10 protein-coding genes are annotated in these 16,126 nt (G+C 71.6%); 6 read left to right on the forward strand and 4 right to left on the reverse strand.

Annotation, left to right across the window (positions count from 1 at the left end; genetic code table 11):
- Positions 1-12: 12 nt before the first annotated feature.
- From FHR97_RS10895 to FHR97_RS10920, 6 genes are all read left to right on the forward strand, one after another.
- A complete protein-coding gene (locus FHR97_RS10895; RefSeq protein ID WP_183383834.1) occupies positions 13-1,353 on the forward strand; it encodes a DUF2252 domain-containing protein in 1,341 nt (446 codons plus the stop codon).
- Positions 1,354-1,555: 202 nt separating this feature from the next.
- Positions 1,556-3,205: a Glu/Leu/Phe/Val dehydrogenase dimerization domain-containing protein gene (locus tag FHR97_RS10900; protein WP_183383835.1), complete on the forward strand. Its 1,650-nt coding sequence runs from the start codon at positions 1,556-1,558 to the stop codon at positions 3,203-3,205.
- Positions 3,206-3,224: 19 nt separating this feature from the next.
- Complete coding sequence (locus FHR97_RS10905) at positions 3,225-7,103, forward strand: response regulator (RefSeq protein WP_183383836.1); 3,879 nt, start codon at positions 3,225-3,227, stop codon at positions 7,101-7,103.
- 68 nt (positions 7,104-7,171) lie between these two features.
- Positions 7,172-8,662, forward strand: a complete 1,491-nt coding sequence (locus FHR97_RS10910) for a glutamate-cysteine ligase family protein (RefSeq protein WP_183383837.1) — start codon at positions 7,172-7,174, stop codon at positions 8,660-8,662.
- Entirely contained in the window at positions 8,663-9,688 is a 1,026-nt protein-coding gene (locus FHR97_RS10915) for a M14 family metallopeptidase (protein ID WP_183383838.1), read from the forward strand.
- Positions 9,689-9,777: 89 nt separating this feature from the next.
- Positions 9,778-11,268: a protein adenylyltransferase SelO gene (locus FHR97_RS10920; protein WP_183383839.1), complete on the forward strand. Its 1,491-nt coding sequence runs from the start codon at positions 9,778-9,780 to the stop codon at positions 11,266-11,268.
- Between the two features lie 9 nt (positions 11,269-11,277).
- Here FHR97_RS10920 and FHR97_RS10925 read toward each other — a convergent pair whose 3' ends face one another.
- The 4 genes from FHR97_RS10925 to FHR97_RS10940 are packed head-to-tail and all read right to left on the reverse strand — an operon-like array spanning position 11,278 to position 16,008.
- Positions 11,278-12,720 (reverse strand): ABC transporter ATP-binding protein, encoded by a 1,443-nt coding sequence (locus FHR97_RS10925; protein WP_183383840.1) that lies wholly within the window; start codon positions 12,718-12,720, stop codon positions 11,278-11,280.
- Entirely contained in the window at positions 12,717-13,538 is an 822-nt protein-coding gene (locus FHR97_RS10930) for an ABC transporter permease (RefSeq protein WP_183383841.1), read from the reverse strand. Before FHR97_RS10930 ends, FHR97_RS10925 begins: the two co-directional genes overlap by 4 nt.
- Entirely contained in the window at positions 13,535-14,479 is a 945-nt protein-coding gene (locus tag FHR97_RS10935) for an ABC transporter permease (protein WP_343065591.1), read from the reverse strand. The genes FHR97_RS10930 and FHR97_RS10935 overlap by 4 nt, the downstream gene beginning before the upstream one ends.
- Positions 14,476-16,008 carry an ABC transporter substrate-binding protein gene (locus tag FHR97_RS10940; RefSeq protein WP_183383842.1) on the reverse strand — a complete coding sequence of 511 codons (1,533 nt, stop codon included), beginning with the start codon at positions 16,006-16,008 and terminating at the stop codon, positions 14,476-14,478. The genes FHR97_RS10935 and FHR97_RS10940 overlap by 4 nt, the downstream gene beginning before the upstream one ends.
- Positions 16,009-16,126: the final 118 nt, after the last annotated feature.

A 16,126-nucleotide genomic window follows, 5' to 3' on the forward strand; every position in this document is an offset into this window, starting at 1 on the left:
ATGGAGCCCCGCATGTCGCCACCCCTGACCCGTCATAACCGTCCCCGCCAGGTCCTCGACGCCATCACCACTGCCAATGCCGCCCTCTCCGCCAAGGATCGCGCGGCCAAGTACGCCAAGCTGGGCGAGTCGCCGTATCGCTTCTTTCGCGGCACCAACCACCTCTACTGGGACGATGTCTGGCACGACTGGCGCTTCGCCCTCTACGGAGGCCTGCCGGAGACCCAGACCTGGCTGCAGGGCGACGCCCACGTCTACAACTTCGGCGCCTACGGCCACCACGACGATGCCGTGCGCTACGGCATGGACGACTTCGACGATGCGCTGATCGGTGACTACCAGTACGACCTCTGGCGCCTGGCCATCAGCCTGGTGCTCGATGCCCGGGAGAACGCGGCACTCTCCGGCAAGGGCACCCGCAAGGCCCTGGCTGCCCTGGTGGAGGCCTATGTGGATGAGCTGGGCGGGCATGTCCGCGGCGAGGAGCCCATGGCGGTGACCCTGGAGACCGCCAGGGGGCCGCTCGCCCCCTTCCTGGAGAAGGTGGCCGCCAAGCGCAGCCGGGCGAAGATGCTGGAGAAGTGGACGACCCTCGATGACGAGGGGCGTCGCTTCGCCGAGCGGACGGACAAGCTGGCCCGGCTGCCGGCCCACCAGGCCAGCCAGCTGCGCAAGGCCATCGAGGAGGAATATCGCCAGACCCTGGGCGGCACGCGTGCCGCGGCCGAGGAGGACCACTTCCGGGTCAAGGACCTGGCGCGGCGGCTCGACGCCGGGACCGGCTCACTGGGGCTCGAGCGCTACTACGTGCTGATCGAGGGCGGCCGGGATCACGAGCACGATGACGTCATCCTCGACGTCAAGCAGCAGACGCCACCGGAGGGCTGGCGGCTGATGAACCCCGCCGAGAAGCGCGCCTGGCGCCGCGCCTTCCCCCACGAGGGCGCGCGCCACGCCGCGGCCTTCAGCGCCATCGCCGAGCACCCGGACCCCTACCTGGGCTGGCTGCACCTGGGCGAGACGGTGTTCTCGGTGCGCGAGCGCTCGCCCTTCAAGGACGACTTCCCGACCCACAAGCTCGACGGCGCCAAGCCCTACCGCAAGCTGGCCCGGCAGTGGGGCCGGATCCTCGCCCGCGAGCACCTGCGTGGCGCCCGGGCGCTGCACCCGGACGACCCGGCGCGCTTCGCGCGCAGCGTCTGCGCGCGGATCGAGGGGCGGCTGGAGCATTTCGTCGCCATGGTGGCGACCCTGGCGCTGAGCTATGCCGACTGCGTCGGCCAGGACTATCGCACCTTCGTCGAGGCCGAGGCGACGATCGAGGAGGAGGAGGCCGGGGCGGCGATCGGCTAGCGGGAGTCGCCGCTCAGCCGCCGGGCGGCACCCGGCCTCCTGGATCGGCGGCCCCGTGGCGGCGAGGGTCCGCTATGTTCCGGACGGGGGGCTTGGCCTACGCTGAGAGGTAAAGCCGGTCGGCGGTGCCCTCGCAGGCGCCCGCGGGCCGCCGGCGAGGGCAGACCGCCATCGCGTCGTGATCCGGATGAGGGCCGCCGCCATGCAGGATTCCCCCCTTCACCTCTTGCTGGTCGAGGACAATCCGCTTCACAGCAAGCTGATCCAGCGGCTGCTCGCCGCCGATACCCAGCTCGACTGCGATGTCGAGGCCGTGGACAACCTGGCCGACGGGCTCACGCGGCTGGTCAAGGGCGGGCTGGACCTGGTGCTGCTCGATCTGGTGCTGCCCGACAGCGAGGAACTGGAGACGCTGTTCCGCGTGCGCCTGGTGGCGCCCCAGGTGCCGGTGGTGGTGCTGACCAGCCTCGACGACGTCAAGCTGGCCGCCCGGGCGGTGGAATCCGGCGCCTACGACTACCTGGTCAAGACGCACCTCAAGGGCGTGGCCCTGGGGCGGGCGATCCGCTACACCCTGTCCCGTGCCCGAGCTCGCGGCGGCGAATGGGACTCGCCGATGTTCCGCCTGGCCCAGCAGCAGTTCCTCAAGGCCGCCCAGTACATGGGCCTGGACGACAACATCCGCCAGCGGCTGCTGTTTCCCCAGCGCACCCAGATGGTCAGCTTCCCCTTCTTCCGCGACGACCGCGCCCAAGTGGAGACCGTCTTCGGCTACCGGGTGCAGCATGTGCTCTCCATGGGCCCGACCAAGGGTGGCATCCGCTATCACGAGGACGTGGACCTGGGCGAGGTCGCCGCCCTGGCGATGTGGATGACCTGGAAATGCGCGCTGATGAAGCTGCCCTTCGGCGGCGCCAAGGGCGGGGTGCGAGTCGACCCCACCACCCTCAGTGACCGCGAGCTGCAGCGCCTGACGCGGCGCTATACCACCGAGATCATCGACATCATCGGCCCCGACAAGGACATCCCGGCGCCGGACATGGGCACCGACGAGCGCGTCATGGCCTGGCTGATGGACACCTACAGCCAGCAGATCGGCCATGCGGTGCCGGCCGTGGTCACCGGCAAGCCGGTGGTGCTGGGCGGCTCCCTGGGGCGCAAGGAGGCCACCGGGCGCGGCCTGGTGTACCTGATCGAGGCCTCGGCGGCGCACCTGGGCATCGAGCTCGCCGGGGCCACGGCGGTGATCCAGGGCTTCGGCAACGTCGGCAGCCACACCGTCATCTTCCTCGCCGCTCTCGGCGTGCGCATCATCGGCGTCAGCGATGCCTCCACCGGCCTCTATTGCCGCGATGGCCTCTCGGTGGAGGCGCTGCTTGCCCACGTGGCCGAGCATCGGGTGCTGGCGGGCTACCCGGATGCCGAAGCGATCAGCAACGCCGAGCTGCTCGAGCTGCCCTGCGATGTGCTGGTGCTGGCGGCCCTGCAGAGCCAGGTGACGGTCGAGAACGCCGCCCGCCTGAATTGCCGGCTGCTGGCCGAGGGGGCCAACGGGCCCACCACCCTGGAGGCGGACGATATCCTCGCCGACCACGACGTCTTCGTGCTGCCGGACATCCTCGGCAATGCCGGGGGGGTGACGGTGTCCTACTTCGAGTGGGTGCAGGGCATGCAGAACCTGATGTGGACCCACGAGGAGATCAACCGCCGACAGCAGGCGATCCTGCTGGACGCCTTCGAGCGCACCCTGAGACGGGCCGAGGAGAACCACCTCGACATGCGCACGGCGGCCCTGATCGAGGGCGTCACGCGGGTCACGGAGGCCAAGCTGCTGCGCGGCGTCTTCCCGTGAGCGCCCGGGAGGAGACGAGATGAACGGGGAGACCGGAGCAGGCGAGCGCCGTGGGCTCAACGATCCGGCGGCCTTCCTGCGCCTGACCCAGGCCATCACCCGGGCGGCCAACGAGGCCATGCGGGTCGACGACGCACTGCGCCATGCCCTCCAGGAGGTCTGCCGGCACACCGGCTGGGAGATCGGCCATGCCTGGTTGCTGGCCGACCCCGCCACCGGGGAGCTGGTCTCGACCCGGCTCTGGTATCCCGACGACGATCAGGCCTTCGCGGTCTTCCGGCGCCTCACCGAGGAGGCCCACTGGGGGGACAGCGGGGGGCTGGTCGAGCGCGTCCAGCGCCGCGGTGCCCCGGTCTGGATCCGCGATGTCACCCAGGATCCTGACTTCCAGCGCGCGCAACAGGCGCGTGATATCGAGGTCCGGGCCGGAGCCGCCTTCCCGGTGCTGGTGGGTGACGAGGTGGTCGCGGTGCTGGAGTTCTTTGCCGAGCGCACCATGGCGCCGGATGACGCCTTGATGGAGGTGATGGCCCAGACCGGCACCCAACTGGGCCGGGTGATCGAGCGCGAGCGGGCCGACCGGGCCCTGCGCGAGAGCGAGCGCCGCCTGGCGACCCTGATGGCCAACCTGCCCGGCATGGCCTATCGCGGCCTGAACGATCGCGACTGGTCCATGGAATTCCTCAGCGAGGGCAGTCGCGAGCTGACCGGCCATGCGCCCGAGGCGTTGATCCAGGGACAACCGACCTATGCCGAGCTGATCCATCCCTACGATCGCGAGAGCCTGTGGGAGGAGGTCCAGGCCGCGCTGGCCGAGCGCCGTCCCTTCCAGGTCGAGTACCGCATCCAGGCGCGGGACGGCACCGTGAAATGGGTCTGGGAACAGGGCTGCGGTGTCTTCGACGAGGCCGGCGAGCTCCAGGCGCTGGAGGGCTTCATGACCGACGTCACCGAGCAGCGCCTGAGCCGTCAGGTGCTGGCCGCCCAGGTGGAGGAGACCGAGGTCGAGCGGAGCCGGGCGGAGGCCACCCACCACCAGCTCAGCGAGGCCCTCGAGGCGATTTCCGAGGGGTTCACCCTCTACGATGCCGAGGATCGGCTGGTCGTGTTCAACAGCCGCTTCCGCGATGACTACTCGGGCGTGGCGCAGGTCGTGGAGCAGGGCGTGCGCTTCGAGACCCTGATCCGTACCGCCGTCGAGACCGGTGTGATCGATCTCGGCGGCATGGATCCGGAAGCCTGGATCGCGCGGCGGCTGAAACGGCGGCGCAACCCGGGAGTGCCCTTCATCTTCCGCCGCACCGATGGCAAGCAACTGCAGGTGAGCGAACGCCGCACCCGCGATGGCGGGGTCGTGGCCATCTACACCGACATCACCGAGCTGGAGGAACAGCGCGAGAGCCTCGAGGAGCAGGTGGCGATGACCGAGGCCGCCCAGGCCCGGGCCGAGGCGGCGCATGCCCAGTTGACCGAGGCCCTGGAGTCGATCGCCGAGGGCTTCGCACTGTTCGACGCCGAGGATCGGCTGGTGCTGTTCAATTCCCGCTTCAAGGAGCATTTCGTCACCCCGGGGGACGTGGTTCGGCCGGGCCTGCGCTTCGAGGAGTTGCTGCAGGCCGTGGTCGACAGCGGCTACACCCCGCGGGACTTTCCCTCCGGGGAGGCCTACATCCGCGCGCGCCTGGCGCAGCACCGCCATCCCGTCGGGCCCTTCCAGTTCACCCGCAGCGACGGTGTGTGCGTGCAGATCAGCGAGCACCGGACCGCCGAGGGCGATCATGTGGGGGTCTATTCGGATATCACCGAGCTGGAGCACCACCGCCAGCGCCTGGAGGAGATGGTCGCCGAGCGCACCGCGGCCCTGCAGGCGACCACCGAGCAGCTGCGGGCCTCCCAGGTCGAGCTGCGCCGGGCCCGGGACGAGGCGGAGCAGGCCAGCCTGGCCAAGAGCGAGTTCCTGGCCAACATGAGCCACGAGATCCGCACGCCGATGAACGGGGTGATCGGCATCGCCGAGCTGCTGGAGCGCACCGCGCTCACCGAGCAGCAGGCCGATTACGTGGCGATCATCCAGAAGTCCGCCGACACCCTGCTGGGGCTGATCAACAACATCCTCGACTTCTCGAAGATCGAGGCGGGCCGTCTCGAGCTCGAAACGACCGACTTCGTCCTGCGCGACACCCTCGGCGACACCCTGCAGACCCTGTCCCTGCAGGCCGACGAGAAGGGCCTGGAGCTGGCGGTGCACATCCCGCCGGAGGTGCCCGACCGGGTACGCGGTGACCCGGTGCGCCTGAGGCAGGTGGTGGTCAACCTGGTCGGCAACGCCATCAAGTTCACCGAGGCCGGCGAGATCGTGGTCGACCTGGCCATCGAGTCTCTCGACGACAGCCGGATGCGTCTCGCTTTCGAGATCCTCGATACCGGGGTGGGCATCCCCGAGTCCAAGCGCCGCCAGATCTTCGAGGCTTTCAGCCAGGCCGATACCTCCACCACCCGGCAGAGCGGCGGCACCGGGCTGGGCCTGTCCATTGCCGCCCAGCTGGTCAAAATGATGGGCGGACGCATCGAGGTCGACAGCGGCCCCGAGGGGCGAGGCAGCCGCTTCGTGTTCGCCATCGATCTCGGCCTGCCCGGCCAGCGTCCGACGCGGCCCTCGCATCCCAGCGAACTGCACGGCCGGCCGGTGCTGGTGGTCGACGACAATGCCACCAACCGCCGCATCCTCGAGGAGATCCTGCTCAGTTGGGGCATGCGTCCCACCGTGGTGGCGAGCGGCGCCGAGGCCCTCGCCGCCATCGACGAGCGGGAGGCCCGGGGCGAGACCTTCTCGCTGGCGCTGCTCGACGTGATGATGCCGGGGATGAACGGCCTGGAGCTGGCCGGGCGCCTTCGCGAGCACCCGGCCCACGCCGACATGCCGATCCTGATGCTCTCCTCGGGCGGTCGCTCCGGCGACGTCGAGCAGCGTCGACGGCTGCGCATCTCCCGCCTGCTGCTCAAGCCGGTCAAGCAGTCGGAGCTGCTCGATGCGGTCGGCGAGGTGCTGGAGATCGGCAGTGTCCGCCGCCGGCCCGCCGTCGGGGGTGAGACGCGGCCGGCGACGGCGGGCGGACGCCGCGTGCTGCTGGTGGAGGACGGGATCACCAACCAGCGGGTGGCGACGGATCTGCTGCACCAGCGCGGCCATCGGGTCGAGCTGGCCGAAAACGGTCGAGAGGCGCTGGATGCCGTGCGGCGTCATGCCTTCGACGTGGTGCTGATGGATATCCACATGCCGGTGATGGATGGCCTGGCGGCCTCCCGGGCGATCCGCGAACTCGAGCGGGACCGCGGCGGGCGTGTGCCGATCGTGGCGATGACGGCGAGCGCCACCAAGGAGGATCGCCAGCGCTGCCTGGCGGCGGGCATGGATGACTTCGTGACCAAGCCCTTCCGCGCCGCCGAGCTCTATGCCGCCGTGGAGGAGGTCGCGAGCCCGGGGGCGGCGCCCGCCGGTCCTGCGCCCGCCAGCCCCCCGTCGACGCCTGCGAGGCCTGCGACCCCTGAACCGGATTCGCCGGTTTGCCTGGACTGGCAGACGGCCCTGGACAATCTCGACGGCAACCGGGCGCTACTGGCCGAGATGGTCGAGATCTTCCTCGAGGAATGCCCCCAGCTGCTGCAGGCGATGGAGACCGCACTCGCCGAGGGCGATGCCCGGACGCTGCGCCGTCATGCCCATACCCTCAAGGGATCGGCCCGGGTGGTGGGCGGGCAGGCCGCGGGGGAGGCCGCCCAGTCCCTCGAGGCCCTGGCCAGGGACGGCGAGCTGGAGCGTGCCGGGCCGGCCCTCGAGGCCCTGCGTCAGGCCGTGGCGGAGCTGACCCCGCTGCTCGAGGCGGCACGGCGCGGCTAGTCAGGCGGCAAATCCGGGTTGTCTCCTAAACTGAAACTGTCATCGGCCGTTCTCCATGGGGGCGGTATATGGGGTCGATCATCGAGCGCGATGCCTTCACGGCAGCCGATTTCCGGCTGTTCGGCAGGCGCCTGAGGGCCAGCCTCGGCATCCTCCGGGACGTGCTGGCCCAGCCCGGGTTCGGCGTCGGTCCCGCGACGATCGGCGCGGAGCTGGAGACCTATATCATCGATGGCGACGGCCGGGTGCTGAACATCAACCAGGCACTCGTCGACGAGCTCCAGGATCCCCAGCTGCAGCTCGAGCTGAACCGCTACAACATCGAGTACAACCTGGCGCCCCTGTCGCTGCAGGGCTGGCCCCTGCATGCCCTGGAACAGCAGCTGCTGCAGGTGCTGGCCCGGCTGCAGTCGGCCGCCGCGGCCCACCAGGGGGGCATCATTCCCATCGGCATCCTGCCCACCCTGCGCGCCGAGGACCTCGGCGAGCACGCCATGACCGACCTGCCGCGCTACCGGGCGCTCGAGCGGGAGCTCAAGCGCCTGCGCGGCGAGGATTTCAGCGTCGAGATCCACGGCGACGACACCATCCGGGTCAGCAGTTCCCATGTGGTGCTGGAGGGGGCCAACACCTCCTACCAGCTGCACCTGCGCGTCGCCCCGGAGGACTATGCCGACACCTTCAACACCATCCAGCTGGTGACCCCGCTGGTGCTGGCGCTGGGCGCCAACTCGCCGTTGTTCCTGCAGCACTGCCTGTGGGAGGAAACCCGCATCGCCCTGTTCAAGCAGGCGGTGGACTGCCGCATGCGTGGCAGCGGGCGCTGGCGCCAGCCGTCCCGGGTGTCGTTCGGCCAGGGCTGGGTGCGCCGCGGCGCCTGGGAGCTGTTCGCCGAGACGGTCGCCCTGCACCGGCCGATCATGCCGGTCAACGGCGAGGGGCCGCTGGAGGGCTGGCAGCCCGGCGCCGGGGCGCCGGCCCTGTCGGAGCTGCGCCTGCACATGGGCACCGTATGGCCCTGGAACCGGGCCGTCTACGACCCCGCCTTCGGCGGCCACTTGCGGGTGGAGATGCGCGCCCTGCCGTCGGGCCCCAGCGCCGTGGACATGGTGGCCAACACCGCCCTGCTGCTCGGGCTGGTGGCCGGGCTGCGCGAGGACATCGACGACTGGCTGAGTGCCATGCCCTTCCGCTATGCCGAGTACAACTTCTATCGCGCCGCCCAGCATGGCCTGGCGGCGCGGCTGCTGTGGCCCCACCGCCGCCACCACCGGCTCGAGGAAATCCCGGTCGTGACCCTGCTCGAGCGCCTGCTGCCCCATGCCAGCCGGGGCCTGCGCTCGCTGGGCGTGGCGGAGGCCGACAGTGCGCCCTACCTGTCGACGATCGAGCATCGGCTGGCCGCGCGCCTCAACGGGGCCCGCTGGCAGCGCGAGGTGATGAAGCGCCTCGAGCGGCAGGGGCTCGAGCGCCTCGATGCCTGCCACCGGATGCTGGCGCGCTATGACGAGGCGTCCCGGGCCAATCGGCCGGTGGGCAGCTGGTCGAGGGAGGTGTGAATGGACGCGATGCGCCTGGCCGTCCTCCGCGACCCGCCCGTCGACCACGACGACGTGGGGACCTGGGTGGAGGCCCTGGGCGAGGCCACCTGGATCGTGCTGTCGGGGGACGACGACCGGCGCTGCCGGGTGATCACCACCCTGCTGCACGGCAACGAGCCCTCCGGGGTCCTGGCGCTGCACCGCTGGCTGGCGGAGCGCCCCCGGCCGCGAACGCGGCTGGCGGTGCTGGTGGCCAATGTCGAGGCGGCCCTGATACCGCCGCACTTCACCCACCGCAGCGTGCCCGGCGGGCGCGACCTCAACCGCTGCTTCCGGCCTCCCCACGAGGGCGCCGGCGGGGCGCTGGCCCGGGCCATCGTCGAGGATCTCCAGGCCTGGGCCCCGGAGTGCGTCATCGACCTGCACAACACCTCGGGCAATGGTCCCTCCTTCGCCGTCGCCACGCTGCGCGATCCCTGGCTCGAGCGGCTGGCGGGACAGTTCTGCGAGCGGCTGATCGTCACCGACTTCCGGCTGGGCAGCCTGATGGAGCTGCCGCTGGTGGTGCCGGGGCTCGCCGACTGCCCGATGCTCACCCTGGAGTGCGGGGGGGCCCTGCAGCCCGAGGCGCGGACGGTGGCCGGCCGCGTCTATCGCCGCCTGGCCGAGTGGCCGGACCTGACTGACCTGGTGCCCAACCCCGACCTCGACATCCTGGTGCACCCCCTGCGGGTGGAGCTCCGGCCCGGGGTGAGCATCGCCTATGCCCGCGAGCCCCAGCCCGGGGTGGACGTGACGCTGTGGGCGCGCATCGACGAGCACAACCGCGGCCTGACGCTGCCGGACTCCTGCCTGGGCTGGCTGGGGGCCGGGGGGCTGGCCGGGCTGCAGGCGCGTGACGCCCGGGGCCGGGACCGTCTCCCGGAGCTGCTCTGCGAGCGCCAGGGACGACTCCATCCCCGTGGCCCGATGCGCCTGTTCATGGCCACCACCAACGTCGAGATCGCCCGCAGCGACTGCCTGTTCTATATCGTGCCGCTGTAAGCCGCGGCCTGCCGTGGCGTCGCCCGGGGAATGTTGGCCGCGATCGCCTGTCCCTGTAGGGTAGGCGAGCGCTCAACCTAGGAGGCGTCATGTTCCCGAGTTTTTCCCTTCGCTATGCCCGGCTGCCGGCGCGGCTGCGGGTCGATTGCCTGCCGACGCCCGTGACCGAGCCTCGCCTGGTGGCCTTCAATCGCGAACTGGCCGAGGAGCTCGGCTTCGACGTCGAGGCCTTCGATGCCGAGCGTGCCGCCGAGGTGTTTGCCGGCAATGCCGTCCCCGAGGGGGCCGAGCCGTTGGCCATGGCCTACGCCGGCCACCAGTTCGGCAACTTCGTGCCCCAGCTCGGCGACGGCCGGGCGCTGCTGCTGGGCGAGGTGGTCGACCGTCGCGGACGCCTGCGTGACCTGCAGCTCAAGGGCTCGGGCCGCACCCCCTTTTCCCGGGGCGGCGACGGTCGCGCCCCCCTGGGACCGGTGCTGCGCGAGTACCTGGTCAGCGAGGCCATGCACGCCATGGGCATCCCCACCACCCGGGCGCTGGCCGCGGTGACCACCGGCGAGCGGGTCTTCCGGCGCATCCCCGAGCCCGGTGCGGTGCTGACCCGGGTCGCCGCCAGCCACCTGCGGGTGGGCACCTTCCAGTACTTCGCGGCGCGGCGCGACACCGAGGCCGTGCAACTGCTCGCCGACGAGGCCATCGACCGCCACTATCCAGACCTGCCTGGAGAGCTGGCTGAAGTGGAGGCGGGCGAGCGCTACCTGGCCCTGCTCGAGGCCGTGGTGGGGCGCCAGGCCGAGCTGGTGGCCCGCTGGATGGGCATCGGCTTCATCCATGGCGTGATGAACACCGACAACACCTCGATTTCCGGCGAGACCATCGACTATGGCCCCTGCGCCTTCATGGACGCCTACGACCCGCGGACCGTGTTCAGCTCCATCGACGAGCGCGGGCGCTATGCCTACCTCAACCAGCCGGTCATCGCCCAGTGGAACCTGGCGCGCTTCGCCGAGACCCTGTTGCCGCTGATCGATGACGACAGCGATCGCGCCATCGCGCGGGCGACGTCGGTCATCGAGGCCTTCACCGAGCGCTTTGATTCCTGCTGGCAGGCGGTGCTGCGCGCCAAGCTGGGGCTGGCCACGCGGGAGGAGGGTGACGGCGCCCTTGCCCAGGACCTGCTGGACGCCATGCAGGCGGGCAAGGCCGACTTCACCCTGGCCTTTCGCCGGCTGGCCGATGCCCTCGACGGCCCGGAGGGCGAGGCCCGCCTGGCCGCGCTGTTCGACGGCCACGAGGCGCTGGCGGCCTGGCTGCCGCGCTGGCGCGAGCGCCTTGCCCGGGAGGACGTCGACGAGGCGGAGATCGCCCGTCGCCTGCGTGGCACCAACCCCGCGGTGATCCCGCGCAACCACCGGGTGGAGCAGGCCCTGGCCGCGGCCGCCGAGGAGGACGACTTCGCGCCCTTCGAGGCGCTGCTGGCGGTGATCACCCGGCCCTTCGAGGAGCCCGCCGGCGAGGTCGACTACACCCGGCCGCCCCACGACAGCGAGAAGGTGCTGCGGACCTTCTGCGGCACCTGAGGCTCGTCGTCATTCGGCCGTGGCCACCGCCGCGAGGCCGGGTTGGGGCATCGACGTGTCTCCAGCCAGGGCGATGGTACGGTCACAGCTGTGGTGGATCAGCTCGCGGTCGTGGCTGACCAGCAGCAGGGCACAGTCGCGCTCCCGGGCGAGGTCGGTCATCAGCGGCAGGATCTCGCGCTGGGTGAGCGGGTCCAGCCGCGAGGTGGGCTCGTCGGCGAACAGCAGCACCGGGTCGAGCAGCAGCACCCGCAGCAGCGAGAGGCGCTGCAGCTCACCGCCCGAGACCTCGCCGGGCCGCCGCGAGAGCAGCGCCGGCGAGAGCCGGAGGCGTTCCAGCAATGGCGGCACCCGGTCGTACGCCAGGCGGTGGCGCCGGAGCAGGTCGTCCAGCAGGGTGCCCAGCGTCCAGTGCGGGGCGAAGGCCGCCGGCGGGTCCTGATAGAGCTTCTGGAAGCGGTGCGGCGCGATGCCGGCGGCGCGTTCCACATGCCCCCGGTCCGGCTGTCCCAGGCCGAGCAGCAGGTTGCCCAGGGTGCTCTTGCCGCACCCCGAGGGACCGGTGATGCCGACCACCTCCCCCGGCGACAGGGCAAGCGACAGCCCCTCGAACAGCGCCCTGCCGCCCAGCGTCTTGCCGAGCCCGTGGGCCCGAAGCACCGGCTCGCCGAGGGCGCGTGGGGGCGTGTCGCGGGCCGGCCATTCGGCCGGGTCGGCGGCCAGCAGGCGCCGGCCGAAGTCACTGCGCGGCCGGCGCAGCACCTCGGCGGCGTCTCCCTCCTCCACGCAGCGCCCGTCGCGCAGGATCATCACTCGCCCGCCCAGGCGCCGAGCGACCCGGATGTCATGGGTGATGGTGAGCAGCATGCCGCCGTCGCGCTGGGCCTCCTGAAGCAGCGAGACCACCTCGTCGCGCCGGTCGGCATCCAGGCCCTTGGTGGGCTCGTCGGCGATCACCAGCCGCCCGCCCGCCGCGGTGGCGGCGGCGAAGGCGAGGCGTTGCGCCATGCCACCGGAGAGCTCGCCCGGCAGGCGGCGGGCGGCCCGGTCGAGCCCCAGTCGTGCCAGCGCCCGCCGCGTGCGCTCGCGGGCCGGGTTGGCGTCGTCGCCGGCGACGAAGCGGTAGGTCTCGCGGACCTGCTCGCCGGCGCGCATCAGCGGGTCCAGGGCGTGCCAGGGCTCCTGGGGCAGCAGCACCAGCTCGCGGCCCCACAGCTTCCGGCGCTCGCCAGGCGGCAGGCCGAGCAGCTCCCGGTCGTCGAACCGGACCTCGCCGTGGGCCTCGAGGCCCGCGGGCAGGGTGCCCATGATCGCCTGGGCCAGCAGGCTCTTGCCCGCGCCGGTCTCGCCGAGCAGGGTCAGGTTCTCGCCGGCCGCCAGGCGGAAGCTGCAGGGGGCGACCAGGCAGTCGTCGCCGGCCCGGACGCCGAGATCGATGGCGTGCAGTGTCATTGGGGTTCCCTCCCGGCCAGCAGTTGGCAACCCAGCACCAGCAGGAAGAGCACGGCGATGGGTTGCAGGATGATCCACGGCGCTTCGCGGTAATAGGGCAGCAGTTCGGTCATCATCAGGCCCAGCTCCGCGGTGGGCGGCTCCAGGCCGATACTCACGAAGCCCAGGGCGGCGATCGCCAGGATGGCGTTGGCGGCACCGAAGGCGGCCAGCGTCGAGACCGCCGGCGCCAGGGCGGGCCACAGGTGGCGTCGCAGCAGGTAGCCGTGGCCGAAGCCCAGCAGCCTTGATGCCTGCAACTGGGGCGAGGCGGCCAGGCTGCGGGTAGTGGCGCGCACCACGCGGAAGTATTCGACCCACAGCACCAGGGCGATGCCGACGTAGAGCGCCCAGAACTGGCCCGGGGCGATGGCGGCCAGCAGCAGCACCAGCAGCAGGCCGGGCAGGGCCAGCACGCAGTCGGCGACCAGCCCCAGGGCGCGGTCCGTCCAGCCGCCACGCCAGCCGGCCAGCACCCCCAGCAGCACGCCGGGCAGGGCGGCGCTGAGCACGCTCACCAGCGCCATGCCAGTGGAGAGGCGGATGGCCGCCGCCATGCGGGCGAGCTGGCTGCGGCCCAGGTGATCGGTGCCCAGGGGCTCGGCCAGGCTGGGGGCGGCCAGGATGTTCATCAGGTCCTGGCGGGCCGGGTCCAGCGGCATGGCCAGCGGCAACAGCCAGGCGACGGCCAGCAGGGCGAGCAGCAGGCCGGCGCCCCAGCGCCGCGCGTGGGGCAGGGCCCGCCAGCGTGAGGGAAGCAGGGAGAGTGTCGCGATCATGCCTGGCGCCTCCGGGGATCGATGAGCAGGCAGGTCAGGTCGACCAGGGTGTTGAGGGCCACGAACAGCAGCCCCATGGCGAGCGCGGTGCCCTGGACCATGGGCACGTCCCGGGCGACCAGGGCGTGCACCAGGGCATGACCGATGCCGGGCCAGGCGAACAGCGATTCCACCACCACCACGCCCTCGATCAGATAGACCAGCTGCACGCCGAGATAGGCCACCACGGGCACCCCGGCATTGCGCAGGCCATGCCGTCGGAAGGCGATCCATGACGACAGCCCCTTGGTGCGGGCGAAGGCATAGAAGGGCGAGCGGGCGACGCCGGCCATGGCGTTGCGCGCCACCCGGGTCGACACGGCGGCGAGCCCCAGGGCCAGCGCCAGCGCCGGCAGCCAGACATGGGCCGCGCCGCCGTGGCCGGCGGCGGGGAACCAGCCGAGGCCGACCGAGAAGACCATGATCAGCAGCAGGCCGATCACGAAGGAGGGGAGCGAGCGCAGCAGGACGGCGCCGAGCAGGTTGGCACGGTCGAGCCAGCCGTCCCGGCGCAGCCCGGCGAGCATGCCCAGGGGCGGGCCGATCAGCAGGGCCAGCAGCACGGCGACGAGCGCCAGGCCCAGGGAGTGGCCGAGCTGATGGCGGACCTCGCTCCATACCGACTCGCCACTGACCAGCGAGTGGCCGAGGTCGAGGCGCGCCAGGTCGCCCAGCCAGTACAGGTAGTCGCCCAGGGGCGAGCCGCCCAGGGAGAGCTCTCGGGCCACGGCCTCGGCGGCGTCGCGGTCGACGTTCTCGTAACCGTAGCGGCCCGCGGCGATGCGGTAGGCCATGTCGCCGGGCAGCGCCCGGGTCAGCAGGAAGGTCAGGGTGCCGACGCCCCAGGCCACCAGCCCCGCCTGCAACAGGCGGCCGAGCAGCAGCGAGGTCAGGCGGTTCATGTCTCGCTCCAGCTCAGCTCGGTGAGGCGGTAGCTGCGCTCGAGGGGGTCGAGGCTGAAGCCGTCGAGCCTGGCGTTGACTGCGGCGGTCTGCTGGTACCAGGCGACGGGAATCACCGGCAGCGCCGCGTCGAGCAGCTCGGCGGCGGCATGGGCCTGATCGCGTCGCGCCTCGCCGGGCGGCGTCTCGGTCAGCGACTCGAGAAGCGCGGTCAGCCGCGGGTCGGACCAGTTCATGGCGCCCCAGTCGCCGCCCTCGGGGCCGAAGTCCTCACGCAGGGTGGCCAGCGGGTCCGGCACCAGGCCGTAGTTGCGCGCCATCAGCCCCATCTCCAGGGAACCGTCGTGATGGCCGGCCGGGATCTCGCTGGCGTTGCCGACATTGACCGAGACCTCGACGCCCAGCTCGCGCCACTGGTCCTGCAGGGCGGTGGCGATGATCGGCAGCTCCGGGCGGTCGGCGAAGGTGGTCAGGGTCAGCGCCAGGCGTCGGCCGTCGCGGGTGCGGATGCCGTCATCGCCGAGGGTCCAGCCCTGGTCGTCGAGCAGCGCCCGGGCGGCCGCGAGATCCCGGGCCGGGGTCGCCGGCTCGTGCCGATGCCAGTCCGCCAGGGCGGGGGGGAAGAGCTGGTTGGCCGCGGCCTCGGGGGTGCGCATCACGCCCCGGGCGATGCCCTGGCGGTTCACGGCCAGGCTCAGGGCGCGTCGCGTCGAGGTATCCGCCAGGGCCGGATGGGCCGCGTTCAGCTTCACCGTGACCGTGCGCGGCAGGGGGGTCGTGGCCAGCGTCAGGTTCGGTTGCCGCGCCAGGCGCAGGCGGCTGGCCGGGTCGAGGGTGAAGACGATGTCGGCGTCGCCGCTCTGGGCCATCAGGGCGCGGGTCTCGCCGCGGGGCGCGGCCAGGTAGCTGGCCTGCTCGATGCTCGCCGGCTCGCCCCAGTAGTCGTCGAAGCGCTCCACCGTCAGCCGCTGGGGCGTCTGCAGGGAGGTGACGGCATAGGGGCCGGTGCCGATGACGGCGACCGTGTCGCCGTCATCGTCGAAGGCGGCCGGCGCGAGGACCTGGGTCGAGCTGTGGGCCAGCAGCGCCGGCAGCAGGGCGTAGGGGCGCGAGAGACGCAGGACCACCGCCGGCCCATCGGCCTCGATCGCTTCGATGGGCGCCTGGGACAGCATGCCGGGGCGGGCGGCGGCGCGCCGCAGGGCCTTCACGGCGGCCTCGGCCGTCAGCGGCGACCCGTCGTGGAAGCGGACGCCATCACGCAGCGTGAAGCGCCAGCGCCGGCCGTCCGCCGAGGTGTCCCAGCGTTCCGCAAGGCCGGGCACCAGCCGGCCCTCGTGGTCGGTGTCGACCAGGGTCTCGGCGACCTGCATGCGCAGGAAGACGTGCCCGGCGCGGGAAGGATCGAGGCTGTTGATCTCCCAGGGGGCGACGACATCGAGGCGGTCGTCGGCGGCGGCCGCCTGGAGGGAGGGCGCGGCGATCAGGCCGACCGTCAGGGCGGTGGCACGCAACCATCGGACGAACATGGTACGGAATCCTTGGAAAGTTATGAGATAACATATCGAGCGGCGCACTTTATAAACGATATAACATAACAATTCCAGCCTCGAGTGGACCGCGCACCAAGCGGCGCGCTCTCGAGTG

The sequence above is a fragment of the Halomonas stenophila genome, from assembly GCF_014192275.1.
In the GTDB taxonomy this organism is placed as follows: Bacteria; Pseudomonadota; Gammaproteobacteria; order Pseudomonadales; family Halomonadaceae; genus Halomonas; species Halomonas stenophila.

Excerpts from the sequence above, each read along its gene's own strand:
- FHR97_RS10895 (WP_183383834.1), top strand. The coding sequence starts at position 13 with ATGTCGCCACCCCTGACCCGTCATAACCGTCCCCGCCAGGTCCTCGAC.
- FHR97_RS10900 (WP_183383835.1), top strand. The coding sequence starts at position 1,556 with ATGCAGGATTCCCCCCTTCACCTCTTGCTGGTCGAGGACAATCCGCTT.
- FHR97_RS10905 (WP_183383836.1), top strand. The coding sequence starts at position 3,225 with ATGAACGGGGAGACCGGAGCAGGCGAGCGCCGTGGGCTCAACGATCCG.
- FHR97_RS10910 (WP_183383837.1), top strand. The coding sequence starts at position 7,172 with ATGGGGTCGATCATCGAGCGCGATGCCTTCACGGCAGCCGATTTCCGG.
- FHR97_RS10915 (WP_183383838.1), top strand. The coding sequence starts at position 8,663 with ATGGACGCGATGCGCCTGGCCGTCCTCCGCGACCCGCCCGTCGACCAC.
- FHR97_RS10920 (WP_183383839.1), top strand. The coding sequence starts at position 9,778 with ATGTTCCCGAGTTTTTCCCTTCGCTATGCCCGGCTGCCGGCGCGGCTG.
- FHR97_RS10925 (WP_183383840.1), bottom strand. The coding sequence starts at position 12,720 with ATGACACTGCACGCCATCGATCTCGGCGTCCGGGCCGGCGACGACTGC.
- FHR97_RS10930 (WP_183383841.1), bottom strand. The coding sequence starts at position 13,538 with ATGATCGCGACACTCTCCCTGCTTCCCTCACGCTGGCGGGCCCTGCCC.
- FHR97_RS10935 (WP_343065591.1), bottom strand. The coding sequence starts at position 14,479 with ATGAACCGCCTGACCTCGCTGCTGCTCGGCCGCCTGTTGCAGGCGGGG.
- FHR97_RS10940 (WP_183383842.1), bottom strand. The coding sequence starts at position 16,008 with ATGTTCGTCCGATGGTTGCGTGCCACCGCCCTGACGGTCGGCCTGATC.